The 24,433-nt window shown below is 48.1% G+C and carries 26 protein-coding genes; 13 read left to right on the forward strand and 13 right to left on the reverse strand.

The genetic code is table 11. The annotated features are described in order from the left end of the window. Positions 1 to 112: 112 nt before the first annotated feature. The 7 genes from LHUE1_RS04650 to LHUE1_RS04680 form a co-directional block, all read right to left on the reverse strand. Positions 113 to 433 (reverse strand): DMT family transporter, encoded by a 321-nt coding sequence (locus LHUE1_RS04650; protein ID WP_010490584.1) that lies wholly within the window; start codon positions 431 to 433, stop codon positions 113 to 115. Positions 434 to 596: 163 nt separating this feature from the next. Then, positions 597 to 1,406, reverse strand: a complete 810-nt coding sequence (locus tag LHUE1_RS04655) for a hypothetical protein (protein ID WP_049169531.1) — start codon at positions 1,404 to 1,406, stop codon at positions 597 to 599. 48 nt (positions 1,407 to 1,454) lie between these two features. Next, complete coding sequence (locus tag LHUE1_RS04660) at positions 1,455 to 1,661, reverse strand: hypothetical protein (RefSeq protein WP_049169532.1); 207 nt, start codon at positions 1,659 to 1,661, stop codon at positions 1,455 to 1,457. Positions 1,662 to 1,739: 78 nt separating this feature from the next. Further along, positions 1,740 to 2,468: a GNAT family N-acetyltransferase gene (locus tag LHUE1_RS04665; RefSeq protein ID WP_049169533.1), complete on the reverse strand. Its 729-nt coding sequence runs from the start codon at positions 2,466 to 2,468 to the stop codon at positions 1,740 to 1,742. Between the two features lie 23 nt (positions 2,469 to 2,491). Further along, on the reverse strand, positions 2,492 to 2,986 hold the full coding sequence (locus LHUE1_RS04670) for a GNAT family N-acetyltransferase (RefSeq protein WP_049169534.1): 495 nt from the start codon (positions 2,984 to 2,986) through the stop codon (positions 2,492 to 2,494). A 35-nt stretch (positions 2,987 to 3,021) separates the two neighbouring features. After that, positions 3,022 to 3,777 carry a tyrosine-protein phosphatase gene (locus LHUE1_RS04675; RefSeq protein ID WP_191978402.1) on the reverse strand — a complete coding sequence of 252 codons (756 nt, stop codon included), beginning with the start codon at positions 3,775 to 3,777 and terminating at the stop codon, positions 3,022 to 3,024. A gap of 86 nt (positions 3,778 to 3,863) precedes the next feature. After that, positions 3,864 to 4,535 (reverse strand): hypothetical protein, encoded by a 672-nt coding sequence (locus tag LHUE1_RS04680; RefSeq protein ID WP_049169536.1) that lies wholly within the window; start codon positions 4,533 to 4,535, stop codon positions 3,864 to 3,866. 210 nt (positions 4,536 to 4,745) lie between these two features. On the opposite strand from LHUE1_RS04680, the gene relB reads away from it, so the two are divergent. Both relB and LHUE1_RS04690 read left to right on the forward strand, forming a co-directional pair. Further along, the gene (relB, locus tag LHUE1_RS04685) at positions 4,746 to 4,973 is read left to right on the forward strand and encodes a type II toxin-antitoxin system RelB family antitoxin (protein WP_049169537.1); all 228 of its coding nucleotides are present in this window, start codon (positions 4,746 to 4,748) and stop codon (positions 4,971 to 4,973) included. A 650-nt stretch (positions 4,974 to 5,623) separates the two neighbouring features. Next, positions 5,624 to 6,019, forward strand: coding sequence for a sialate O-acetylesterase (locus LHUE1_RS04690; protein ID WP_241484807.1), 396 nt, complete (start codon positions 5,624 to 5,626; stop codon positions 6,017 to 6,019). Positions 6,020 to 6,101: 82 nt separating this feature from the next. Here LHUE1_RS04690 and LHUE1_RS04695 read toward each other — a convergent pair whose 3' ends face one another. Both LHUE1_RS04695 and rlmH read right to left on the reverse strand, forming a co-directional pair. Next, positions 6,102 to 6,548, reverse strand: a complete 447-nt coding sequence (locus tag LHUE1_RS04695) for an ASCH domain-containing protein (RefSeq protein WP_049169538.1) — start codon at positions 6,546 to 6,548, stop codon at positions 6,102 to 6,104. 182 nt (positions 6,549 to 6,730) lie between these two features. Continuing rightward, positions 6,731 to 7,210, reverse strand: coding sequence for a 23S rRNA (pseudouridine(1915)-N(3))-methyltransferase RlmH (gene rlmH / locus LHUE1_RS04700; RefSeq protein WP_049169576.1), 480 nt, complete (start codon positions 7,208 to 7,210; stop codon positions 6,731 to 6,733). Positions 7,211 to 7,357: 147 nt separating this feature from the next. Between rlmH and LHUE1_RS04705 the strand changes: the two genes are divergently transcribed. From LHUE1_RS04705 to LHUE1_RS04745, 9 genes are all read left to right on the forward strand, one after another. Further along, complete coding sequence (locus LHUE1_RS04705; protein ID WP_049169539.1) at positions 7,358 to 8,458, forward strand: SLC13 family permease; 1,101 nt, start codon at positions 7,358 to 7,360, stop codon at positions 8,456 to 8,458. A 36-nt stretch (positions 8,459 to 8,494) separates the two neighbouring features. Next, complete coding sequence (locus LHUE1_RS04710) at positions 8,495 to 9,478, forward strand: LacI family DNA-binding transcriptional regulator (RefSeq protein ID WP_049169540.1); 984 nt, start codon at positions 8,495 to 8,497, stop codon at positions 9,476 to 9,478. A gap of 277 nt (positions 9,479 to 9,755) precedes the next feature. Then, on the forward strand, positions 9,756 to 10,517 hold the full coding sequence (locus LHUE1_RS04715; RefSeq protein ID WP_049169541.1) for a sugar phosphate isomerase/epimerase family protein: 762 nt from the start codon (positions 9,756 to 9,758) through the stop codon (positions 10,515 to 10,517). Beyond that, positions 10,514 to 10,765: a hypothetical protein gene (locus LHUE1_RS04720; protein ID WP_010490551.1), complete on the forward strand. Its 252-nt coding sequence runs from the start codon at positions 10,514 to 10,516 to the stop codon at positions 10,763 to 10,765. Before LHUE1_RS04715 ends, LHUE1_RS04720 begins: the two co-directional genes overlap by 4 nt. 13 nt (positions 10,766 to 10,778) lie before the next feature. Continuing rightward, positions 10,779 to 12,056: a hypothetical protein gene (locus LHUE1_RS04725; RefSeq protein WP_049169542.1), complete on the forward strand. Its 1,278-nt coding sequence runs from the start codon at positions 10,779 to 10,781 to the stop codon at positions 12,054 to 12,056. Between the two features lie 33 nt (positions 12,057 to 12,089). Beyond that, a complete protein-coding gene (locus tag LHUE1_RS04730) occupies positions 12,090 to 13,064 on the forward strand; it encodes a sugar kinase (RefSeq protein WP_049169543.1) in 975 nt (324 codons plus the stop codon). Continuing rightward, positions 13,064 to 13,690, forward strand: a complete 627-nt coding sequence (locus tag LHUE1_RS04735) for an orotidine 5'-phosphate decarboxylase / HUMPS family protein (RefSeq protein ID WP_277848307.1) — start codon at positions 13,064 to 13,066, stop codon at positions 13,688 to 13,690. The genes LHUE1_RS04730 and LHUE1_RS04735 overlap by 1 nt, the downstream gene beginning before the upstream one ends. After that, entirely contained in the window at positions 13,687 to 14,229 is a 543-nt protein-coding gene (hxlB, locus tag LHUE1_RS04740) for a 6-phospho-3-hexuloisomerase (RefSeq protein WP_049169545.1), read from the forward strand. Before LHUE1_RS04735 ends, hxlB begins: the two co-directional genes overlap by 4 nt. 442 nt (positions 14,230 to 14,671) lie before the next feature. Next, positions 14,672 to 15,511 carry a hypothetical protein gene (locus LHUE1_RS04745; RefSeq protein ID WP_049169546.1) on the forward strand — a complete coding sequence of 280 codons (840 nt, stop codon included), beginning with the start codon at positions 14,672 to 14,674 and terminating at the stop codon, positions 15,509 to 15,511. A gap of 90 nt (positions 15,512 to 15,601) precedes the next feature. On the opposite strand, the gene LHUE1_RS04750 is transcribed toward LHUE1_RS04745, so the two are convergent. The 3 genes from LHUE1_RS04750 to LHUE1_RS04760 form a co-directional block, all read right to left on the reverse strand. Continuing rightward, on the reverse strand, positions 15,602 to 15,925 hold the full coding sequence (locus LHUE1_RS04750; protein ID WP_049169547.1) for a helix-turn-helix domain-containing protein: 324 nt from the start codon (positions 15,923 to 15,925) through the stop codon (positions 15,602 to 15,604). Positions 15,926 to 16,455: 530 nt separating this feature from the next. After that, positions 16,456 to 17,784 (reverse strand): M20 family metallopeptidase, encoded by a 1,329-nt coding sequence (locus LHUE1_RS04755; RefSeq protein WP_049169577.1) that lies wholly within the window; start codon positions 17,782 to 17,784, stop codon positions 16,456 to 16,458. A 24-nt stretch (positions 17,785 to 17,808) separates the two neighbouring features. Further along, entirely contained in the window at positions 17,809 to 19,419 is a 1,611-nt protein-coding gene (locus LHUE1_RS04760; protein WP_277848306.1) for a peptide ABC transporter substrate-binding protein, read from the reverse strand. 706 nt (positions 19,420 to 20,125) lie between these two features. Between LHUE1_RS04760 and LHUE1_RS04765 the strand changes: the two genes are divergently transcribed. Both LHUE1_RS04765 and LHUE1_RS04770 read left to right on the forward strand, forming a co-directional pair. Further along, complete coding sequence (locus LHUE1_RS04765) at positions 20,126 to 21,283, forward strand: hypothetical protein (protein WP_049169549.1); 1,158 nt, start codon at positions 20,126 to 20,128, stop codon at positions 21,281 to 21,283. A gap of 199 nt (positions 21,284 to 21,482) precedes the next feature. After that, on the forward strand, positions 21,483 to 23,555 hold the full coding sequence (locus LHUE1_RS04770; protein ID WP_049169550.1) for a helix-turn-helix domain-containing protein: 2,073 nt from the start codon (positions 21,483 to 21,485) through the stop codon (positions 23,553 to 23,555). Between the two features lie 90 nt (positions 23,556 to 23,645). On the opposite strand, the gene LHUE1_RS04775 is transcribed toward LHUE1_RS04770, so the two are convergent. Beyond that, positions 23,646 to 24,335, reverse strand: coding sequence for an SGNH/GDSL hydrolase family protein (locus LHUE1_RS04775; RefSeq protein WP_049169551.1), 690 nt, complete (start codon positions 24,333 to 24,335; stop codon positions 23,646 to 23,648). Positions 24,336 to 24,433 lie beyond the last annotated feature (98 nt).

Below are 24,433 nucleotides of genomic sequence, written 5' to 3' on the forward strand. Positions count from 1 at the left end.
TATCTCAGACAAGAGCCGTACAAGACCTTCGCACGATGCGATTCGGTAACATCTGCACATCACCGCCTTTAATGTGACTTAAGTTTATCATTTCATAAGGTTCATTTGGTGACTAATCGCCACTCGTCACTTTAATACCGACAATTCCGATGACCAACAACGCGATGAAAAGCCAAGTTGCTGGCTGCAGTTGATCCTTAAACAAAACCACACCAACAATGATCGAACCAACCGCACCGATCCCGGTCCAGACCGGATATGCCAGACTTAACGGAAGATGCTTGACCGCCAACGCAAGAAAGCCAAAGCTTAAAATCATCCCTGCCAACGTAGCTAAGGTAAAACCTAATCGGGAAAAACCGTGAGACAACTTCATAAACGTTGCCCAAACGACTTCAAAACCGCCCGCTAAAACTAAATAAAACCACTGCATGTTCTTTTCCTCCTGTGATTAAATGCCAGTCATCAACCATCACAGCCAAACAAAAAGGGTGACAGTACCCGCAACCGCTACATTGACCTAATGCGGTTGCGATACTGTCACCCGGTAGTGACTAGTTATTTAAATTGCTGTTGTTAGTTATCTTTTCACATATTTACGGTGATGTCAAATTAGACAAGTAAAAGATATGTGTCAATTTGGGCAACTGCTGATTAACGCTTTTTACGACGCTTTTTACTTTTTCGCTTGCCCCGTTTATAGTCAGATAGCGAGACAGCTCTGCCTTTTGGTTTTGGCTTGGGTAAAATTGTGCCCCGCGCGCAAACATCGCAAGCAGTTCATCACCATGCTCTTTTTCGATCTTGTCATTGAAAATTAAATACAAAAGTAGATGCATCCAACTGGCAACGAGTGCCTGAGATTTTTCTAATGACTGTGTATGAATGGTGTTGGTGATGTAGTCAAGAAAGTGTTCCGGTCCCCATGTCTGTAAGGTTTCTAAATGTTGGGCATAAAGCGCATCACCCATCTGAACAACCGCATCAATGACCACTGATTGAGGATAAGCATCACGCAGATCCTGACTGTCTTCGGCTGCCCATGCCAATCTTATGTACTTAAGCAATTGATCGTGAACACTTGTTGCCGTGGCCAATTGCCATTGCTGATCACCAATTTTGTCCACATGTTCCTGGTTGAGATAAGACTCATCAGGTTGATAAGCCTCGTCTGGTGGCTGATCGCCTATATCGTCTTCCTCTATGAACGCAGCATCTGCGTCCCGCTCATCGTCTGACACATTAGGTTCGTCAATTCCAAGGAAAGCATCAGCACGATCGGTAAGACCAGTCTTGACGGAATTCATCACTTGCCAAATGTCAAATTCCCGTAAGTGAAGCGCATTAATTGCCGACAGCCAATCCAAAAAAGTTTCGATAATCCGCAAAGTATTTAGTAGCGTCATTATCTCATCAAAGTCATCTGTTTTCTCGTTAGCAAAACGCTCTAGGGATCAACGAATGTCTCCGATGGTCCACTCAGCCGGTTTTAAGCCAGAAATTTCAGCCATATCACTAAGGTACATCTGGACGACACTTGGTGCATTATCATCGAAACCCAGTGCTGAATCTGAATCCCGATACAATTTGCTGTTTTCGAATCTTGGCCAGTACTGTTTAAACTTGGCCACAACTTGAGGTGAAATCGGCTGATCAGACATGATATTTTCCCCTTTCAATGACACTACATAAACTCTGGCATTCCCGGCGCTTGCGCATCATATAGTTCTAACACCAGATTAACATTTCCCGATCATTAATTCTGTCCATCCAAGTACAAATCCTGCCCGAATCGCGACATTCATTGACTGAACATGTGAAAACTGTGTGCCATAGACGGGCAAAATATCCGGCCGCCGACTCTGAATAGTAGCGGTCAGCTGTTTAACCAATTGGACGGCAATGCCGCGATGTCGATATTGCGGATCAAGAATTTCGACGCTGATCTCCCAGCAGGCATCCCCATTCTGGCTCGCACCGGCTATGGCTTTTAATTCACCATCAACTTGATAAGCAACGCCCAATCGATCTGGGTAATGGCGATCATAGCCGAACGCCATTGTGATTGCCTTGTTTGCTCGATAAGCGGGAATTTCATCCGCTTCAATCAGATGTATCTCCGGCATGAGATTTGACACAAACCGCTGACTCGGCACGAAAAAGGGGGCTATATTGCTCACCCTCAGACCAAAACTGCTTAATATCGTTGCTAATTTAGTTAAATTAGCCATCGACAAAAACCACGCGCCATCCTCTTCGCCAAACGCCCGCCTCAAAGCTATTAAGGCTTCTGGATTTGTCACACGCACCAACAAACGATTGCCCCGAATCACTATGTCGCCTTCATCGCGTGCCCAAAAACGTGCCATAGCTTGAGGAGATTTTGCCACAAAAACGTTTTGCGAACCTTCCAACTCTGCTGCTGACAATTGAAAATCGAGTCCTAACTGGGTGTTGATCAATGACATGCTGTTGTCCTCACTAATTGATTCTACCCTTCCCGAATCATCATCAATTCGCGAATCGTGCCAAACCTGGTCACATCTTCTAGCACTGTGTCCGTCTTCTTAAAACCAAACTCCAGGTAAAACTTTTGAGCCGCAAGATTGTTGTTCAGCACCCGCACATAATTGTTCGCATAGGTCTGGTTAAGTTGTTTCAGCGCTTGCTCAATCAGCTGACTCCCGACGTGCTGGCGCTGGAATTGCGGCAAAACATACAACGAATATAATTCACCCCAACCTGCATAATCCGCCATGCGTGCACGACCAAAGCTACAAACCCCGACAATCTCTTCGGATCCAGTGATTGCCAAAAACGTGTTCTGCCACCGTTTTTCGGGATGCCACGATGCTGGCGTGAGCTGTTTTAAAAAACCTGCTGGAATCAGATGACGATAAGCCGACTGCCAAGTGTCGTAATAAACCCGGCTGACGGCAGCAAAATCGGTCTTCAGCGTTGCTTTAACAATACGAATATTCGCCATGTTTAGCTACCTTTTTTCTTCTGCTAACAAAAACATTAACCCTGCAGGTACAACTCCTGAAACTTCTCAATATCATTCGCTGTCAACTGCAAGCCCTGCCGCAAATACTGATCAAAACTGCCAAACTTCGTATCAATCACCTGAAAATAATGCTCCAGATACGCAGCATCCACCCTCAGCGCCAACGCAATGGTCTGCAGTTGCGAGGCCGGAACGCCTTGCTTTTTCAAATCTGCTAGAATCACCTGATTCGCGGTCTTGCGCTCTTGATTGGTCAACAAATAATCCGCCATGATCGTTTCGCCGGGTACTGCCAACAACTTCAGGATGATCGCGGCGCCAACGCCGGTGCGGTCCTTTCCCGCAAAACAGTGAAAAACAGTGGGCTCTGGTGCTGCCAACAAATCGTGGATAAACGCGTGGTAGCCCGCCTGCGCCGAGTCACTCATCGCCAACTGTTCATAAGTCGCCAGCATGTTTTCGCGCACATCGCCTTGTTCGGTTATCATATGACCCAAGCTTGCGTCGTTGGTGGTGGCGTCTTTCAAAATATCCAACACCGTGTACGCCGCACCTGGCAGGGTCGTGTCGGGAAACTGCGCGCGTTCGTCTGCACTACGCATGTCAATGATGTGCTGGATGCCCACCGTCTCGGTCAGATAACGTTTCTGAGCATCATCCAGTTCAAAAAGCTGCCCAGAGAGATACAACAACCCCTTTTTGACCATCTGCTTATTCTTGTTGCGATAACCGCCAAGTTCGCGAAAATTTGTGATTTTTTCCAAGTCCACATCCCCTTGTGCCAAAAACGTCACTGCCTTGAATCAGGATTTCTTGCTGCATTGCGATCGCCTTTTTCAAAATAAGATGACCGGCATCACGCCTGATCCTGCTGCTGTTCAGTCGATGACCCAACCGCTGGCAAGTTCAAGTTGCGCCAATTCACTTGCTCATAATCTTCCATAAATTGTGCTATATACTGACCGGCATGTAAGTCCAAAAGCCGCCGACCGCCTTCAGAAAGATAAACCAGCAGCGATTGCTGATTAGAGAAGCTGCCGATCAAATCCGACGCATAAAGCTTAGCAAGCGCATAATTCAGATCCTCCGGCAGGGCGTTCATCATCACCTGCTGCCGCCTGCCTAAATGGATAAGCTGGTAAAAAATCATAGCCTGCGATTCTTCGGAAAAGGTCGCGTAACTATCATCAATTTGAAACGTTGTCCCATGATGGTGCCCGTATTTAATCAGTGACAGCACAAAGAAATCCTGATAATCAAACGTTAGCCAAGTCGCCGTTTTTAAAAATTCTGTCAGCTCTTCAGTCAGCTGTGCTTGTGAACGCAAGAAAAATGTCGGCACTTTTTGAAACCCACTGAAAGCACGGTGGTTACTGATTCGGATGGCCAAATACTGGCTCATAGGACGACCAAGAATCACATAGATTGACTGACTTTTCCGCGCACAATAGAAGCTGATGATACAGTCTTCAGCGTCTAAAGCGCCAGCGATGGCCGCTTTGACTTGCAATTCGCGTTTTTCATTCATCCGATTCACCTCGATCCGCCTTCAACATCAGGGTTTGCTACTAATTTAACACAATGAAGGCCGTGTTATACCGCATTTTACTTGCTACCACCAAAAAATTGGTGTCTATTGGCACAAGATAAGCAGCCAGCCACGGGCACCGAAAATGGCGATTCAAAAATTCTGTGTTAAAGTCTAGAAAGATGAAAATATCAAGGGAAGGTGATCAGTGTGGCCGATACAACCGTAACTTTTTTGCAGTTTAAAGACGACCAATACAAAAAAATCAAAGAGTTGGCTGATTCCCATGGCGTCTCCGTCACGCGGTATATGCGCGAAGCTATCCTTGAACGTGTGGAAGATGAAGAAGACTATAATGCCGCAACGGCTAACTTAAACGCGAGTCATGGTGAAACTGTTTCCCGTACCGAAATCCGTAAGCGTCTCGAGTTAAGTTAAGGGCATCGACGCTGAATTCAGCCACATCCGTTTAGTTGTGCGCCACTGTTTCCTTGTAGATGCTCAACGATTTGCCATACAGTTCCTTTTGTTGTACTTTAATCGCGGGAGTACTTTTATGGATTTTGTTCGCTCTAAAACCGAATCCATAGAAGTGCTCTTTGTTGTCTCGGGCCAAAACAAACGCGGCGACAGTAAAAACTGCTCGATGCAACGACTCGACCACATTCAATTTTTAAGAATGGAGCGATTATTTTGGAAAAAGATCTAGCGCCGATCACCCTTATCTCTGCCGGCCAGTCCAACATGGATGGGCGGGTGCCCGTGGCGGAACTGCCTGCCGACATTCAGCTGCCGCTGGCGGATTGCCACTATTGCAGCAACTACACCCCTGATCACGATAAAGGCGTCTTTCAACCCAGTTTAAAAACCAGCGATTTATCTCAGGATCGCTGGGGCTTCGACTTGGTGACCTACCACAACATTTTGCAACGGACACCTTATCAAGGTCTGTACGTCATCAAATGTTCCGAAGGCGGGACATCGATTGACCCAACCGGTGACGGTGATCGCCACTGGACCACCCATTTTGACGAACTCGCTTCGCCTGATGACTCCTTGCTGCTGGCATTCACCCACCTCATCAAACAGTGTCTTGCGGCGAGCCAGCAACACCTCGACATCAAGGCGAAGCCGACCGCGGATCCTATTCGCAAGCTGCCGCCGATCATTACTACGACAATCTCAAGGCTGTCTTCACCTACTGCCGCCAGTTAGTCGGCAACGCTACCTTGCCCATCATCTGCGGCACCGTTAGCCATCACTCCGAGCAGTACGACCCGCAAGTCGAAAAGAGCATGATCCAACTAGCTTCGGAAGACCCCAACATCCACATGATCGACATGCAAAATGGTACCTTGCTGGACGCCTATCATTTTGACGCCAAAAGCGCCGAGTTCTTTGGTAACCAAGTCTTCAACTGCTTAATTGACCAGAAGATCATCGAGGGCAAAAAGTTAGATCTGCCCGCAGTTAAGATTTATTGACTTCCGAATATTTACTTACAGAAAAAGCCTCCAATATCGGAGACTTTTTTGATGATGTCAAAATGTTGTTGCGTACTAATCGTCAAACCGGATACACAACATGAAACGATTCGAGAACGATCCGCGCTTTCGCTGGATCAAACTGTTTACCCTCTTCCGCATACTCGGCTTTAAAAAATGCTTCATGAACCTGTCGCCAATAGGCTAAACTGCGATCTCCCTCACCTTCACGAAACGCATGGTCGGCCGTCACCGCTAAAAATGGCTGGACTTCGACAGCATCCGTGTAAGTCACACAAACAGGTTCGTTGGATGAATTTAAAATCACATCATACGCGCCTGCTTGTGGCAATGGTTCATCGACAGCATATAGATCTCGTGCACTTGCTGTTGCCGTCTTTTTGCCAGCAAGCACGAGCGCTGCCAATTTATCTGCTTCAGCGCCAAATTGATACGCGCTTTGTAACTGTGTGGATCCCGGCAGACCCAACGCCTGCTTTACCTGGGTGAAATAGGTTTCTGGTGTCATTATCTTGCTCCTTGCTTAGATGGTTCAATCGAACGAATACCTGCCTATTTTGGCCAATATATCTCGAAGATTTGAAGAAACAGCCGCCTTTAAAAATATATCTCTTAGAAATAGCCAAAATGAAGAGATATATTTTTAAGTGGGGTAAGCATTGTGATTCTTTTCACTTTCAATGCCCACGCTCACTTGTGATACGGGCTACCAATATTAATCATAAAAGCGCGGTAGATCTGCTCCATCAACACCAAGCGCATCAGCTGGTGCGGCATGGTCAATTTACCGAAGCTCAAGGTGTCGTTGGCGCGCTTCATGACGGCCGGCGACAGACCAAGCGAGCCGCCGATCACAAAGGTAATATCCGAGTGGCCATATGTACCAAGATCGGCAATCTCCTTCGCAAAGACTTCGGAGGGGCGCTGCTTGCCTTCAATCGCTAGGGCAATGACCCATTCCTTGTCCTTGATTTTGGCCAAAATGCGCTTACCTTCCTTGTCCTTGACTTCCGCCATTTCGGCTTCGGACAGATTCTCCGGTGCTTTTTCATCCGCCACCTCGACAATCTTGACTTTGGCGAACTTGTCCATTCGTTTTAAGTACTCCGCAATGCCTTCGCGAAAGTACTTTTCTTTCAACTTACCGACACCAATGATTTTAATATTCACGCTATTTGCTGCCCCCGTCATCATGCTCATGCCACAATCTTGTCTTAATTCAAGTATACCAGACGTTCTGTCGGGTTTAGCTATTGTCATTGTTCGGTTTTTAGCGCAAAATGTACAGGTTGAGTTTTTTTCAAATGAGGTAAATTGATGATTGTTATTCGGCGTCTGATCAGAGATCGGGTCCTGCAGATCACCGGCTTGTTGGTCGTCATAAGCCTATTCATAGGCCGGCCTAAAATAAGCGACATAAGTTTTGCCACATTATGGTCCATTCTTGCCATGATGACGGTGATTCAAATCTTCGAACACCTACATATTCTTGATTACTGGGCATATCGGTTAACGTCCCGGGCGAACAACACGCGCCAGTTAACGTGGTGGTTTATTTTCCTTGCCATTTTTGCCAGCATGTTTCTTTCCAACGATGTCACGGTTTTAACGCTGATACCGTTATATCTGCGCGTGGCCAAGAAATATCAACTGCCAGAAATTCTCCCAGTAACCTTGATCGGAATGGCTGCCAACTTTGGTAGCGCCTTCACCCCATTCGGTAACACCCACAATATTTTCCTGATGCATCAATTCCAGATTAATCTAAAAGAGTTTTTCAGCTGGTCAATCCCGTTGCTGGCTTGCAGTTTCCTGGTGTTGGTGCTGCTAAGTCTATTTTTGCGCAACGTCCCCGTACCCAACGTGCCCACTGAACATATTCATATCCAAATCCGGCCGACGATTTTTGCCGTCATTGTTGCGTGCGTCGTTTTCGCCGGAGTCATTGGCATTGTGCCTGCTTGGGTCGGCGCGGTATTAGCGATTCTCCTTTCAGTCGCCCTCGATCCAAAAGACATGAAAGATGTGGATTATGCGGTTGTTTTGACTTTCGCCGGTTTTTTCGTGATTGTCAGCGTGGTCGGACAGATTCCATGGGTCACCCATTTTATTGCCAGTCTTGAAAATTCAGAGGATTCGGTTTACTTAAGTGGGGTTCTGACCAGTCAGGTTATTTCCAACGTTCCGTCCACCGTTCTGTTGGCCCGATTTACCGGCTATGTTGAAGCGCTGTTTTATGGTTCCAATATCGGCGGTGTGGGTACGTTGGTCGGATCGATGGCTAACTTATTGGTTTTCAAGCAGTATTTGGTTTACGGCAGTCGCCCACACGCACGCTTTTTTGTCGGGTTCACCGTGTTCAACTTAGTGGCGCTGATCATTTTGGGGTGCGCCGGTTACTGGTTAACCGTCCGCTAATCGTCGTACAATAAAAAGCAAACGGAGGTGGCGCGATTGAAACTCACCATTACAGATGTGGCGCAGAAAGCCGGCGTATCTAAAGCGACGATTTCCCGCTATTTGAATGGGCGTTTTGAACATATGTCGGACGCCACCAAGGCACACATTGCTGCGGTGATTGCGGAGCTCAACTATACCCCCAGCCGCCAAGCCAGCTCGCTGAAAACCCACCGCAGCCACTTAATCGGTGTGGTGGTAGCCGATATCTCCAACATTTATTCGACTTTACTCATCAGCGGCATCAATAAAGTCACGCAGCATTCGATGGATCAGATTCTGATCAATGACGCGGCCAATGACCTGAAACGCGAAGAAAAAGCGTTGAAAATGTTACTGAGTATGAATGTTGACGGGATTATCATGCAGCCGTTAAGCGCCGTGGCCCATCACTACGACCTGATTCGTGATAGTCAGACGCCTATGGTTCTGGTTGACCGATTAACTCGACCGCTCGCTTGGCCAACTGTCACTGCCGACGACTACCGCTCGACCACTAAACTGGCACAAGCGATTCTTAAAAGTCATTACCGGGATATCCTGATCCTCATCAATCCGGTCGCCCAGATTTCCACGCGCCAATCCCGTTACCAAGCGTTTTTGGACACGTTTAAAAATACGACGACCACAGTAACCTTATTGGAAACCGAAAACGATAGTGTCGCACCGCTGGCTACCTGGCTCGAAGCACATCCCCAGACACACCCACTGGTCTTTGCCGCAAATGGCCGATTGTTAATGGCAACGCTGCGTTGGATGCATGCAAAAGGCCTGCGCATCCCTCAAGATATTGCCATCAGCGGCTATGATGACTGGGATTGGGCCGAGTTGGTCACGCCGGGCATCTCCGCGATATCACAACATCCCGACGTCATCGGCACAACGGCAGCTCAATTACTGGCACAACAAATTGCCGGTGAACCGGTTGCGGTCCAGCGTCTGGAAATTCCCGCGGATGTGCGCATTCGCTCATCATTTTGATTCTGAAAATGAACACCAAAGTAAATCGCTTCTAGAGATGAATGGAATCTCTAGAGGCGATTTTTGCGTTCCTAGGCTGTGCTACCTCGGCCGCACATTTTAATCAAAACAAAACGGGCGTTTTACTTGACCGTGATTGTAAGCGCTTGTATAGTAACGATGTGCTCTTTAAGGAAACCGGTTTCCCATTTGGATCAAGTTAACTTTTTGTTCGACGTAACACGCTTCCCCTTAGCGCAGAGGGGCGGCTCGCGCTCACTTTTAGGAGGTTGTAATCATGCCAGCACCAATCGTTGCCAATCTGTTATTGCTCGCTTCCGAATGGCAGGCGGGCAAATCACAAGCTGACCTCGTGTCAGAGTTGGTCAACTTGGGTTTTTCGACCATTGAAGTCAGACGGGAATATTTTCGTGATATTGCCAAGGAACTGCCGCAAGTGGCTGAACTTGCCAAGGATCACCAGCTGACGCTTTTCTACAGTGTTCCTGACGAAGTTTTCGTTGCTGAGGGTCAGGTCAATCCAAAGCTTCAAGGTTACTTGGATGAAGCAAAAGCCATGGGCGTGACCAAGATCAAGTGGAACATCGGCGCTTTTGCCGAGTTTTCCGGTGATCTAGCCAGCGCCTTGCTTTCGCTGACCCAACAAGGGATCGAAATCAATATTGAAAATGATCAAACCACTACGAGCGGTCGCTTACAGCCGGTTTTGACATTTCTTCAGGCCGTTACGGCGGCGAATATTCCGATCGGCTATGTTTACGATTTAGGTAATTGGCCGTTCGTTGGCGAAGATCCGCTGAAGGCAGCGACTGCGCTGCGTCAGTATACGCGGTACATCCACGTGAAAGACGACCTGACCGGCGGCGAAAAGCCAGTCACCGTTCCGTTAGATCAAGGCGATCTGCCGTGGCGTGATATTTTGGCGATCTTGCCAGACACAGTGCCCATCGCCTTGGAATATCCGACCGCACATCACGGCATTATCTTGGAAGGCAAAAAACTGCTGCAAGATGAGCAAGCTAGGGGGTCACGTACATGAATAACCAACGTTTGCAAATTGATCCGGAACAATTCGCCCTGAATTTTATCAAGTCTTTGAATATTCAGGTGTCACCGGAAAAAGTGGATATTGAGGCAGCCAGTAAAGAAGCTTTAGCTGCGTATTTGTCGGCATTTTATCTCGCTGAGCGGTTTAACTCGACTGAGAACAAGTTCTTTGAGGATCCTGATCAAAGCGGCATCCGTTCTAGTTACCAACGCATTTTAAGCGAGTTGAACAAGTATTAAGGGGGCGCTTCAGATGGGGAGTCTAATAACCGGTATTTTACTTGTTTTGACTTTCGTTTTATTCATTACGTTTGCGATGCGCGGTGGCAACTTAACGGTCGGGTTCTTCGTCATGGCGATTGTGTGGACCATCATCGGATTGGTGCCAATTAATGTCGCGATTAAAGAGATTTTCACTGATCCTGTGCTGAATTACGGCAAAACCGCTTTGTATATCATTCTCGGTTCCTGGTTTGGCCGCGTGCTAGTGGACACCGGCATTGCCGGGTCAATCAGCCGGCGCACCCAAAGCGTCGGCAGCAAGGCACCGGTGATTGCCACCATTTTAATTGCCATTATCACCGCCTTGATCTTCTCAAGTGCCTATGGCGTGGGCTCGGCGATCGCGGTCGGGGTCATTCTTTTCCCGATTATGTTTTCAATGGGTGTCCCAAAAAATATTGCGGTCTCGATTTTCACGTTGTCGATCGGCGCCGCCATGTATATTAATCCGGTTTTGTTTAACCAATTCACCGTCTTCTTCAAAGGCGTTGTCTGGGGTGATCATTATCTGCGGTTCGGCTTTGTCGCCATGGCTATTCAGATGCTGGTCGTCATCGCTATGATCCTTTTTTATGCCAGGAAAATTAGAAACGGCAAACCATTCGTTGTCGAGTCAGAGACGCCAGAAACAAGCGTGCCACCTGATGTGAATCCGATCACGTACCTGCTGCCGGTGTTGCCCGTGGCCATGAGCATTTTCTTCAAATGGGATGCGATTCCGGCATTGTTGCTGGCCACGCTCCTGGCATTTGCGATGACCGGCAATATGAAATCTTACGTGCATTTTGTCCAGATGATGAACACGACAACCAAAACGGCCATTGGCGATATTGCCGGCTTGCTGATCATGTTGCTGGTCTTGACCATGTTTCAAAGCGCGGCAGTCCACACCATGGGCCAATTCACCGCGGTTTTCAAACGCATCATCCCTGATAGCCGCTTATTGATGGTGTTCATCATGATCGTCATCGCACCACTGTCCTACTTCCGCGGCCCGTTGATGCTTTATGGAGCAGGCGCAGCAACGGCGGCGATTTTTACCGCCACCGGCTTATTCCCGCCTTACTTCTTATACGGGTTGCTCGTTGTCCCGACCATGATGGCGGTGTCGGCCGACATCACCCAGTCCTGGAATCTCTGGTCGGTTGAATATGCCAAGCTTGATACCAAAACATTTCTGTTAACCGGATTGCCTTGGGCTTGGATTGCGACGATCTTGAATTTGTTGGCGGCTTATGTGTTGTTGTAATATCTGCGTTCATTTAAAGAAGGGGAACATACCATGTCAGAATTTCTTACCATCGGAGAACCAATTGCGCTTTTTGCTTCACAGGATACAGATCAATCACTTAAGGATGCCTTGAACTTCCGGAAGTATCTGGCTGGAGCCGAGGTTAATGTGGCTGTCGGGGTTTCGCGTTTAGGCCACTCGGCGCAATATATCACGCGGCTAGGCGAAGATCCGTTTGGCGATTTCATCAAGGACCAGTTGCGTGAAAATCATGTCCAAACCGATTATATTGATAGTACGTCAGATTATTGGACCGCGTTCCAGCTTAAAAATAAGGTTTCAACCGGCGATCCGGATATTTTCTATTTCCGGCGGGGTTCTGCGGCCGCCCACTTCGATGCCAAAACGCTTGATCGCATTGACTTTTCGGAGGTGAAATTCGCCCACCTTTCCGGCATTTTCCCGGCGATTTCAGAACAGGCGCTGGCCGCTTTTCGCCACTTGATTGACCTGCTGCACGAACACAATATTCGGACGACCTTCGACCCGAACTTGCGCCCGCAGTTATGGTCCAGCCCGCAAGAAATGGCGGCAACACTCAATGAGCTGGCAAAAGAAGCCGAGATTATTTTGCCCGGCGACAACGAAGGGGAACTTTTGGTAGGCTCGCGCGATCCGGAAACAATTGCCGACTTTTACCTCAATCAAAGCGAGCGCACGCAAACGGTGGTCGTCAAAGTCGGTCCTAAAGGCGCGTATGTTAAGAATAAGGGTGAAGCCGGTTATTGGGTGAAGGGCTTTAAGGTAGCGCAGGTGGTCGATACGGTTGGCGCCGGTGATGGTTTTGCCTTGGGGCTGATTACCGCCTTGATGGAAGGCAAGTCCCAACGTGATGCAGTCGTCCGCGCAAATGCAATTGGCGCTTTTGCGGTTCAGGCGCCTGGCGATAATGACGGCTATCCGACGCCTGAGCAACTGCAAGCCTTTTTGGACAAAAATCTGGCTGTGATGGGAGACGATTTTTAATGAAATTACAGGTGGCCATTGATCGGGTACCATTAGCCGATGCGGTTGCATTGGCGCAACAATTGGATGGTAAAGTAGCGATTATCGAAATGGGCACTAGCCTAGTGAAGGACGAGGGGCTCGCCGGTTTTCGCGCAATGCGGGCGGCGATTCGTACATCACAGTTGCTCATTGATCTAAAAACGATTGACGAGGGTGGTTACGAATTCAAACAAGGCTTTGCAGCTGGTGCCGACATTTTAACCGTGATGGGTGCGGCGTCACTGGCAACTCTGAAAACAACGGCAGCGGCGACGGATGCGGCGAAGAAGGAAATGATGATCGACTTGATGGAGGTTAATGCGACCAAACAGCAAGCCATCAGTATTTTCCCAAATGCGATTTATGCGCTGCACCACAGCACTGACCGCCAAGATCACCTGGATCCAACCGCAACGGTGGCCGATTTTCACGCCGCCTTTCCGCAACTCAAGCGACTGGCGATTGCCGGCGGGATTGATTTGGCGGGTGCAACGGCGCTGGCCGCACAAGGGTTAACCGAAATCGCGATTGTCGGCAGCGCCATCACCAAGGCAGCCGATCCAGTCGCAACGGCACAACAATTTATGGAGGCAATCAACGCATGAAAGTCATTCCGGATATTATGACAGAAATCAACCAAGTCATGGCACTCGTCGATGAAGATCAATTAGACGCGACCATGCCCTACCTGACCAAGGACAAACGCATCTTCGTCATCGGCGCCGGTCGCAGCGGTTTTCAGGCAAAAGGTTTTGCCATGCGCCTCATGCACATTGGCTATACCGACTATGTGATGGGCGAAACCATTACGCCGTCCATTCAAAAAGGCGATACATGGGTGGCAGTTTCCGGCTCGGGCACCACAAAAAGCATCGTTGCCGATACTGAAGCAGCCAAGAAACTTGGCCTCAACATTGTGGCCTTTACCAGTGCCGTTGACTCGCCGCTAGCCAAACTCGCTGATGCGGTCGTGATTGTTCCTGGCGCAACCAAAACCGGTGCCGGCGTTAAATCAATCCAGCTGCTCTCGACTTTGTTCGACCAAACCGTCCACATCACCTTGGATGCCCTCACATTGAAATTAGCTAAACGTGATGACACCAGTAATGCCGACGCCTTGCACGAACACGTTAATGTTGAATAAATCATGATTGTTCTAGATTTCAAGCTTTGTTTTTCCTAGCTTTCTAAAAAGTGCCCTTAAATTGCGCAGTTCATTTGGCAATTTGAGGGCATTTTTGGGCTTGTGAATCCCGCCATGGCAATTATGTATCCGTTTTCATTGCTTTTCTTCCGGAACGTGCTAGAATTAAGCTTTGCTAAAGAGATTACGTATTTTTAAACAAAACTTTTGTAACTGGACAGCTGTTGTTCGATGATACTTGGGTTTCATGATCATGTGTCTAGAACGCAGCGGCTGTCAGTTGAACTTTTTTTATTATCTCGCACATTAAGGCGTTCGCAGTCGTAGAAATCTCCGTGTAAGGACCTTGGTCGCAATGGCCTAAGTCCGGGTCCACGCCCAAGGCCACTTACAATTCGATTTCTAAGCGCTCCTGCTCACGCTCATCAGGAGGAAACCGTTTATGAAGCGCAGGACGTTGTTTTCGATCATCGTCGTCACGCTAGTCGCAGGTTGTTTCACACTTTTTTATGGCGTGCACAGCACCTGGACCGACACCCAATCAGCACACGCCGTTCAAGCGGCTACCAATCAAGTTGATACCTTGTTCAAAGACTCATCGCATCAACTGCCTGCCGCGGAACTTAGTCAGGAAAAAATTGCTGCTGCCGAGGCCAGTTTACAAGCCGCACGCCGCAAACTCACCGAGCCGGAGCAGGCTAACCAACTCGCCAGCGCCCAAGCAGACGTCGATGCCGCCAAGCAAATGCTAACTGTCAAAAATGCAGTGGCACAAAAACCAACCAAATTGACTGAGTTGAAGACGTTAACGAGCGAATCGCAGCAAGCATTAGCCAAACTGGCCAAACAAAAGCCAACGTTCGTTCAGACTTATCAAAAACAGGTTGCCCAGCTGTCCGATCAAGAAGCGGCTGTGGCTAAAGTCGCCAGCTTATTTACTGACGCCGATTTTAAAGAACCCAAGTCCGGCTTAAGTACCAGCGAGATTCAGGCTGCCTTGGCAGCACTCAAACATATTGACAACCAGCAACTGACTGACCAAATGCTGCCGGCGATCGCCACTGCCCAACAAGCAGCTTCGGATGATACTTCCAGCGCTGAAGCAAGTGTATCGTCCTCGACGGTGCCAAGTTCCTCAGCAAGCGGCTCCGAGTCATCTGCCACGAACAGTCAGTCGACATCTTCTGCTTCAAGTACCAGCAATGAGTCTAACCAAAGCCAGCAGGAGTCTAGCAACTCATCGTCAGCAAGTTCTGCTAGTTCTTCGAGTTCGCAAGATTAAGCTGCCCAAAAAGAAAGAGGCTACGCGTAAAATAGCGTGCGGCCTCTTTGTTTTTGCTTTGCGTTTGGAATTGCTGAACCTCTTAAACTATTAAGCATAATGAAAAATAAGAAGAATACCCACAACAAACAAAACAATTTCGAGAATTATGGAAAACCTAACAATCATATCAGCATCATGATTGTTTTTGTCTATCATAATCTTCTTTTGAAAGGATGAATCTCCTTTTATCAATTCATCTAAGGTTAGTCCCAATTCATCACTAATCATGATGAGCTGTTTTATGTTGGGATATTTACGGCCAGATTCCCAGATTGCAACTTGAGTCACCGTCGTATGAACTGATTTCGCTAACTGATATCTGCTTAACGCCATTGCTTCACGTTTTTGTTTAATTGAATTCCCAAAAGACATATCATTTCCACCTCTTTTGCCGAGATTATTTTACATTGTCTTCGTCATACGGTGTTGAGAGCTTATCGTAAGGTAAGAAGCCTTGAATGATGGAATTTTTGTCGAAAAAAAAAGCGATTAATCCCAGGTAGATAACTTTGGCCATCATGTCTCTCCTTCATCTAAAGAACATATTCTTCTTGTGATATTGTATGTATACCAGATGTGGTAACAGTGTACAGGACCAAAAGTTTTCCAGTCAACCCTTTTTCGAAACGTTCGTTATAGAATAACGGTGACCATCAAAAAAATCTTTTCCAACATTTGGAAAAGATTTTAAGCGTTTGTGTTCAGGTGTACATGCTGTATTGCCGTTACAAACTAATATATCAGAGTTTTGAGCTTTAATATTTCAAAATCGCTCTGGGTATCCAGCTATGTTTTTCACTTTAGAGTAAGACTTTTTATAACTTCTATTTTTTTAGCAAGATTGTCCCAGAGCTTGAGCCTCCTTTTTAGGCCAAGTAGGGGGGTTCGTTAGTTTCTCTGCTTTATACCGCCAACTTACCCACCAGTTGCGTCAAATAATCGATAAACCGCAAATAATCCGCAATCGCCACATTCTCATTTGGCCCGTGCGCTGCCGAGTTGGCATTGCCGATGCCGCAGGAAATAATCGGGGCGTGATTGATGTCGTAAAAATACTTCATCGGGCCGCTGCCTGGTGAATTTAATTCGATTTGAACCTCGTCATCCCCATAAGTCGCCTTGGCCAGCGCCACTGCTTCTTGCACACGCGGGTCGTCTGGATCGGTTCGGAAAGGCGGCTCGCCGAGAAAATCCGATACAATGACGTCATCATAACCGCCGGCTGTCAGTGCCGCTTTGATTAAGCGCACGGTCTCGGCTGGCGTTTGGTTCGGAACCAGCCGCAAATCGATTTTGGCCAGCGCCGTATGCGGCAAAATCGTTTTACCGATTCCCGGGCCTTCATACCCGCTCGAAAAACCGTTGATCGTCATGCTCGGCCGATTATACAAAGCTTCTTTAATATCATCAGCCGGCACGGTCGCCGGACGCGTGATGCCATAGTTCTTAGCAAAAGCCGCATAATCAAAGACCGCACTGTCGATGAGTTGCTTTTGGGTGGTGGTCAAGGGCTTCACGGCATCGAGAAAATGCGGAATCGTGATCTCGTCTTTGGCATTCTTCAAGGTCGCCAGCGCCTGCACCAAGCGCCATGCCGGATTCTCGGTAATCGCGCCCAAGCTGGAATGAAGATCAAAATCAGCCGTCTTGACGCTAAGCTGAAACGCTACGCCACCTTTGACGCCAAGCGAAATCTGAAACTTGCCTTGCTCATTGCGGCCGCCGGATTCCCACAAACAAAAGTCCGCCGCCAACAAATCAGCATATTGCTTCAACAAGTCTTCCAAGTGCGGACTGCCTTGTTCTTCCCCACCTTCAACAAGAAACTTAATCGTACAAGGCAAGCCACCTTGCGCTTGTAACCGTTGGATGGCAGCCAACCGCGCGGCTAATTCGCCTTTGTCGTCATTAATCCCGCGAGCATACAGGTGTGTATCCGTCATTTTTAACTGGAATGGATCACTTTTCCATAAATCCAAGGGTTCCGCCGGCTGAACATCATAGTGATTATAGAAAAGTAACGTCGGCGCATCCGCGGATTGACCCGGGAAAACCGCGTAAACCGCTGGATTCGCCGCTTCGGTGGTTAAGATCCGACTGGTGGTCGCGCCAAATTTGGTAAATTGTTGCTTTAAAAAGGCAGCTGTTTCATCAATCTCATTGTCGGTCGCTAACGAAACCGAACGCAACCGCAAATACTGAGTTAAAAATGCTTGCATCGGAAGAGTCATTTTCAAGCCTACTCTCTTATAACCTTATTTGAAATACGCATAGCGATATTCGGCCGGTTGCAACATGCTGTAGTGCAGGCCGCCGACTTTGGTATTGATCAGGCGACTGTTGGCACTTTGAAAGACCGGAATGTAGCCAGCCACATCAATTACGCGAGCATTAGCGGCCAGTTCTTGCTGATAGCGGGCCGTTGAACTTTGACCGGTGGTGGTGTTGACTTTTTTCATCAACGCGGTGAATTGCTCATCGCTAAACTTCGAAAAGTTCGAAATGTTATCCGCCGTTGCCGTGTTTAGATAATCTGACGGATCCTGAATCGTTGAGTTCCAACTCATCAAGACCGCGTCAAACTTGCCGTCAAGCGATCGTTGAATGCGCGTCATTTTTGGCAGGCTGCTGACCGTGACTTTCAGCTGTGGCAGCACCTTGGTTAGCTGACTCTGGATGTATTCGCCGACTTGCTTGTCAGTATCAACATCGGACGTGAGAATCGAAAAACTGATGCTATCAGTGTTGAGCTCTTTCAACGCCGCCTTGAGATACGCTTTGGCCTTGGTCGGCGAATATGTCAGCGGCGTCTTGGCATCTTCAGTAAAGTCTTTGCCGGTCGTTGGATTGGTTTTAAGGCCCTTAGGTACAAATGCTTTAGCCGGTTGGGAGCCATCCTGCAGAACTTTACTGGTGAGTGCCTGCCGATCGAGTGCAGCCGAAATGGCACGGCGCAAGTTGACGTTATTAAGCTGCGGATTCTTGGTATTGAGTTGCAGATAGTTCATATTGGCGGCCGGTGTCTTCGTCAAGGCCGGGTTTTGCGCTTCTTTTTGAATCAAGTTGCCAGATAGCGGCGCATCGTCTAACTTGCCAGTCGCAAAAAGGTTATCGACCGTGCTGGAATCTTTCAAAACGTTGACGTGAACGTGATTGATCTTGACGGTTTTAGCCGCGTAGAAGTTCGGATCTTTCACATAGTCCCCGCTATCACTAGTGGTGCTGAAATTTTTAATTTTATACGCGCCGTTCGTCACAATCTTGTCGGCGCTTGAACCGAATTTCTTACCATAACGTTTAACCGCCGCTTCATTGGTCGGGTAATAACCGGTCATCTGACTGGAAAAATAGGGTGTTGGCTGACTGAGTTGGATTTTGAGCACATATTTGCTTGGGGCGGAAACGCCAAGGGTATCGGGTGACTTTTTGCCGTCGACGATATCCTGATAATTGGCAATGGCATCATATTGGTACGCGAATTCGGTTTTGGTTTTCGGATCCACAATCCGCTTGAGTGAATAGACAAAATCCTTGGCTGTTACCGGGGTGCCATCACTCCATTTTACATCTTTGCGCAACGTGAGGGTGTAGGTTTTGCCATTGTTGGTTGGCTTCACGACCTTAGTGGCCATGGCCGGAATGATTTTGCCGGATTTGTCATGGTCGTACAATGGCGTCATGATTTGCTGCAGAATGGCGCCGCTGGTCGCATCGACTGCGTGGGCCGGATCAAGGGAGCTGGCTTCGGTGCTGACAGCAACGTTTAGGGCGCGTTGGTTGGTCGCTGCTTTGGTTGATTGGCCGCATGCGGCTAGAAGCAAGGTTAGGGTGATGCAGGTTAGTCCCAGGGCGTTATACTTTTTCATTTTGTGCCACCTCGTGAAAGTTTTTTGGTTGGCGTGCTTGGCGTTGGAGGGGGGGTAAAGTTCTCCGATGCTGTTGCGCGCCATAACGCGTTCACTGGCGCAGGAGCCAGTTCACACTCAACAAAAAAAGAAACCGTCCATAACAAACTCACTTGTTAAGGACGGTTTCCCGCGGTGCCACCTTAGTTTGATCATGAGACTGCACCTAGGGTTTTTGCCCTTGGCAGTTAATGATCACGCTTAGCCCGGGGCCAACACCCCGGCGACAACTGACGTATGCCAACACGTTTCCCCGTACTCGATGATCTTTCGGGGGAACCCTCAGTGGTCCATTTACTGACTTGCGTTCGGCCGGACTCTCAGCAGCGCCGGCTCTCTGTGCGTGCACCATCAGCTTGATCTCCACTTCAAAGGTTTGCATGAACGGTTTATTTGATTGACACCAACGTTAACCGACTGCCTGGTTAATTGTCAAGCATCTGGCCATTAAATAACCAAATAGACTAAAAATAATTTTAATGGGCGCTCATTCTTGCCGTTATAGTCACCACGGCTCCTTTTCAATTTGGCAGGGGTTGCATTCATTTAGTAAACCCCTTATATTACGAATATATTAATGTGTAACAAAAAAGATTCAATTCGTGACCTGTTTGCAATGGTTCTGTTAAGTCCAGCCCGTACCATTAGGTTATTGGAGGTGGCATCAATGAAACAGAAACATATTTTCCAAATCCTGGTCGGCACTTTGATCGCTGGGTACCTGACCGTTTTCTACGGGATGCGGAGCACGATCGATACCTCATTTGCGCAACACGCGGTTCAAGCGGCAACGCAACAAACCAATCAACTATACACATCCGCAAAGCGAACTTTCCCAGCTAAACATTTGTCTAGGTCCGCGGTAACTTCAACTCAGGAAAAGTTGAAGCAACTAGCCAACAATGTTGATGATCGCAAGCAAAAGAAAACGATTCTGAAAGATAAACAAGACGCTGATGCAGCCAGTTACATGTTGACGATTGAAGAAACCACGAAGGCTCAGAGCAGCAATCTGGCTCAACTTGCCGAAGATGGTTCACAGGCCAATAAAGCTTACAAGGCCATTGCGTCGACTAAGCCTGAATTTGCCGCTGATTACCAACAATCAGTCAGTCAGCTTTACAGAAAATCGCTGGCAATTTCCCAGATTCAGAAACTCTATAAGGATCAAAACCTGCAGCATCCCAAATCCGATCTCAGCAGCAGCAGTGTCGACTTAGCCGTTAACGCTGTTGAAAATGTCGAGAACCAGGACTTTGCCAAAAATGTTTTACCACTGGTTCAAGTTGCCCGTAAGTCCCAGGAAAGCAGCGACTCAAACGTTGCGATGGGTAACACGACATCAAGCGGTCAAAGCACGCAAAAGCAAGACGCGACTGCCACCAGTTCGGAACCGGCCAGTGGCGTTGGCAAGAAGGATAACACATCTAGTCAGGCACCGACCAGCAGCGCCAGTCAGTCCAACCAAACCGATCAGTCCTCCTCCGCGGCGACAAGTAGCAGTTCCTCAAGCAAGTCAGACAATCAGACGCAACCTTCATCCGACCCGACTGCTTCAAGTAGTTTGGAACCGATGACGACGGTTCTCAGTGGCGGCCTGTACAAGACTTATGATGACGCTGTCGCAGCCATCAAAGTTCAAGGCAAGTCTGTTGATGATATGACCGTGAAATCAGTGACGATGAGTGATGGTTCTTATCAGTGGACATGGGGCCCAACTGGTGACAGTGGAAGCAGCAGCAAAACGAGCGCTTCCTCAAGCACCAGCAGCTCTGCACCGACCACAAGTTCTGATAATGCCCAATCATCTAGCCAAAACAATTAATCTTAATGTCTTTTTGAGCGAACTGGAGTCCCAAAACGCGGACTTCAGTTTTTTTGTGCGCATCATCCACTGCCAACATCTTGGCTGACAAACCGTCATGTTCTTCCGCGAATTTTCCCACAAGCGGCGTAGCATATCATTCATGACGTCTGTTATGATTGGTGCAGTGAGGCTTCATCAAGACAAGGAGGTTGCGCCCATGCCAACCATTTTCAATGGAGTTCCCTGGTACGATCAACACCAGCAAGTCGTTAATGCTGTTGGCGGTTGCTTGATTCAGGAAAGTGGCAAGTTTTATTTATTCGGTGAGTATCGGCAAGCAGAATCGACGGAATTCGCCGGATTCTCGCGCTATGTATCAACCGATTTAGAAAACTGGACCTTCACGGGACTTGCTTTACCGGTTCAGCCGTCTGGTCTATTAGGGCCGCATCGAGTCGGCGATCGGGTCAAGGTTCTCCGCGCCCAAACCGGCCAGTATATCATGCTCATGCACACCGATGATGAACGCACTTTCGATCCGGTTGTCGCTTACGCCATGGCTGATCGGCTAACCGACACGTTCACTTTTAAGGGTCCACTGCTTTTCAACAACCAATCCATTCGTATGTGGCATATTGGCAGTTTCACCGACGATGATGGTACGAGTTATTTGCTAACACATGAAGGCGATATCTATCGGTTAGCGGCTGACGGCACAACCGCTGAGGCTAAAATCATCAGCAACATCGCACCCGGAACCGAAGCACCGGCGATGTTTCGCTTTCATGATCATTATTTCTTGTTGGCATCCCAAAAGACCAGCTGGGGGCACAACGATAACGTTTATTTTTCCGCTGACCAATTAACCGGCCCATGGACAGCACATGGCCCATTTTGTCCGCCGGGAACGCTGACGTATAACTCCCAAACTGCCGATGTCGCGCTAATACCCACGGCCAAAGGCATCGTTCCTTTATACTTAGGCGATCGGCACACTTACCCACATCTAGAAAATAGTACTCACGTTTGGCTGCCTTTAAGTGTTCATGAAACCACATTATCCATTCCCCACTACTGGCCTATATGGGACTGGTACCAACAACGCGAGCAGCCCATGACGTTTACCCCCTTGGCTTGGACCGGACAGACCAATGATGCCCGGCTGATGCTCAAGTTTCATGGCACGGGTATTACGATAACCGGACAATCCGGCACACATGGCGGTTTTGCCAAAATGACGCTGCGTGATGAAGCCGGTCACATCAAATCCCAGGTATATACAGACTTTTACAGTCTTCTGCACGAGGACGCGCCGTGCTATCGTTCACCGACTGAGCCGCTTGGCCATTATGAATTAACGATCGAAGCGCTCGGTGTGCACGGTGATTGGTATGATAAATCGCGCCGCCGTTATGGTAGCAATGGTAATCGTGTGACGATCACCGGCTATCATATTGATCACCCCACAAACAAGCGCCCAAAAGCCGTCATTACATATCATGCTTCCAAGCAACCATTTACGCTTAATAAAATCGGATTTAACTGGGCTCAGTCAGCGATAGCCCGACCTGAAGGCAGCGGCGATTATCAATGGTTACAGAGTGATATTGGTGAAGGCGAACTGACTATCGGCGATCAGCAAATTAATTTGCGCCCGGGGCAGGGTATTTTGATTAACCTGAATACGAGTTACGCTTATCATCCAGTGACATCGCTTTGGCAGACGAGCTATCTCAGTTTCAATGGTACGATTCTCGATGATCTCATCCCTGGACTGAAAACCGCAAGCTCGCTTTTCTTTCCAGTGCTGGGAACAGAAGTACTAGGCTTCATTCATGAACATACACGTTATCAACAGGCGCATCGCTATGAAGACGATCAGGATGCGGCGATTGTCCAAGACTTTTTAACCAAATTAAAACCTTATACTGCACGCTTCAAAGCAGACCCGACCAAGCAAGCATTGGCCGAGCAGACATTGAGCCTATTGCAGGAACATTTTCAAGAAGACCTGACAAACGAGCATCTAGCCGAAATGACCAACTACAGTGTGCAATACATGCTGCAAACGTTTCATGATTTATACCAAACCACGCCCCGCCGGCTTTTGACGATCTATCGGGTGATTCAGGCCAAACAGCTACTCATTGAACAACCTGATTTACCGCTTTCCCAAATTGCCCGCCAATCAGGGTTTCATTCCGAAACTTACATGATTCGGGCGTTTAAACGGCAGGAACATTTGACGCCGGGTGAGTTTCGGACGATTGCCCATCAGTTGCGGTCTTAATTCAAAACAATTATTGGACAACGCAAAAAAGCCCCGCTGCGGGCTTTTTTTGCGTGAATATAATTTTGCATCGTTAAAACGAACGTATTTTTAACACATCGCTTTAAGTGCCGCAGTAATCTGCGGCTCGTAAAACAATCGATACCCATCAGCATTAGGGTGCGTTCCCGTTCCACCGACGGCATTGAGGTTATGCCCGTCAGCATCAAGCTTGTCATAGGAATAATCATGTTGATAAGCAGGGATGAAGGCGTTAAACCCGCTTTGTGTGTACAGGTCCACGACAGGGATGCTCCATTTGCGACAAATCGCAAGCGAAACGTCATGCAGCTTTTCTTGGGTCGCTAAAGTACGCGCTGGGGTTTTGTGGGTGGTGATGTAAAGTGGATGCGCGCCTTGATACTTAGTTAACAACGTGCGGCATACTGTCTCGAACGCACCGCAATAAGTAGCCGTGTCCAGCTCATCGGCAAATCCGGTACTGATGCTGCCAAGAACTTTCGGATCATCAGTCACACTGGCATAGGCGTCATTGGCGATACCGTCAAACACGATCAAGTCCGGTACTATTTTGGGTGCCTGCGTGACTTGATGAACGATGTTGATGACTGGATCTTCATTGGGCACCACGCGCATCGTAGCACCATTAATGGCGTACTTGTGATAGACCATGTGGTGGGCTCTGGCGATGTCGTCGACAAAACTTTCGTGGGCAGCATGGCCTTCTACGATACTGGTTCCGAAAGCGTATAACATTTTTTTATTGAGGGGATCTTGCATGTTGGGTTTCCTTTCTGTTTGGTTGTTGTACCCGTAATATTAGTGTTAATAAAAAATGCCTAACAACTCTGGGAGTAGAAGTTGTTAGGCATCTATAA

The sequence above is a fragment of the Lacticaseibacillus huelsenbergensis genome, from assembly GCF_029726355.1.
Classification (GTDB): domain Bacteria; phylum Bacillota; class Bacilli; order Lactobacillales; family Lactobacillaceae; genus Lacticaseibacillus; species Lacticaseibacillus casei.

Coding starts and splice junctions, on each gene's coding strand:
- LHUE1_RS04650 (WP_010490584.1), bottom strand. CDS start 433: ATGCAGTGGTTTTATTTAGTTTTAGCGGGCGGTTTTGAAGTCGTTTGG.
- LHUE1_RS04655 (WP_049169531.1), bottom strand. CDS start 1,406: ATGACGCTACTAAATACTTTGCGGATTATCGAAACTTTTTTGGATTGG.
- LHUE1_RS04660 (WP_049169532.1), bottom strand. CDS start 1,661: ATGTCTGATCAGCCGATTTCACCTCAAGTTGTGGCCAAGTTTAAACAG.
- LHUE1_RS04665 (WP_049169533.1), bottom strand. CDS start 2,468: ATGTCATTGATCAACACCCAGTTAGGACTCGATTTTCAATTGTCAGCA.
- LHUE1_RS04670 (WP_049169534.1), bottom strand. CDS start 2,986: ATGGCGAATATTCGTATTGTTAAAGCAACGCTGAAGACCGATTTTGCT.
- LHUE1_RS04680 (WP_049169536.1), bottom strand. CDS start 4,535: ATGAATGAAAAACGCGAATTGCAAGTCAAAGCGGCCATCGCTGGCGCT.
- LHUE1_RS04695 (WP_049169538.1), bottom strand. CDS start 6,548: ATGACACCAGAAACCTATTTCACCCAGGTAAAGCAGGCGTTGGGTCTG.
- LHUE1_RS04705 (WP_049169539.1), top strand. CDS start 7,358: ATGATTGTTATTCGGCGTCTGATCAGAGATCGGGTCCTGCAGATCACC.
- LHUE1_RS04715 (WP_049169541.1), top strand. CDS start 9,756: ATGCCAGCACCAATCGTTGCCAATCTGTTATTGCTCGCTTCCGAATGG.
- LHUE1_RS04720 (WP_010490551.1), top strand. CDS start 10,514: ATGAATAACCAACGTTTGCAAATTGATCCGGAACAATTCGCCCTGAAT.
- LHUE1_RS04725 (WP_049169542.1), top strand. CDS start 10,779: ATGGGGAGTCTAATAACCGGTATTTTACTTGTTTTGACTTTCGTTTTA.
- LHUE1_RS04730 (WP_049169543.1), top strand. CDS start 12,090: ATGTCAGAATTTCTTACCATCGGAGAACCAATTGCGCTTTTTGCTTCA.
- LHUE1_RS04735 (WP_277848307.1), top strand. CDS start 13,064: ATGAAATTACAGGTGGCCATTGATCGGGTACCATTAGCCGATGCGGTT.
- hxlB (WP_049169545.1), top strand. CDS start 13,687: ATGAAAGTCATTCCGGATATTATGACAGAAATCAACCAAGTCATGGCA.
- LHUE1_RS04745 (WP_049169546.1), top strand. CDS start 14,672: ATGAAGCGCAGGACGTTGTTTTCGATCATCGTCGTCACGCTAGTCGCA.
- LHUE1_RS04750 (WP_049169547.1), bottom strand. CDS start 15,925: ATGTCTTTTGGGAATTCAATTAAACAAAAACGTGAAGCAATGGCGTTA.
- LHUE1_RS04755 (WP_049169577.1), bottom strand. CDS start 17,784: ATGACTCTTCCGATGCAAGCATTTTTAACTCAGTATTTGCGGTTGCGT.
- LHUE1_RS04760 (WP_277848306.1), bottom strand. CDS start 19,419: ATGAAAAAGTATAACGCCCTGGGACTAACCTGCATCACCCTAACCTTG.
- LHUE1_RS04765 (WP_049169549.1), top strand. CDS start 20,126: ATGAAACAGAAACATATTTTCCAAATCCTGGTCGGCACTTTGATCGCT.
- LHUE1_RS04770 (WP_049169550.1), top strand. CDS start 21,483: ATGCCAACCATTTTCAATGGAGTTCCCTGGTACGATCAACACCAGCAA.
- LHUE1_RS04775 (WP_049169551.1), bottom strand. CDS start 24,335: ATGCAAGATCCCCTCAATAAAAAAATGTTATACGCTTTCGGAACCAGT.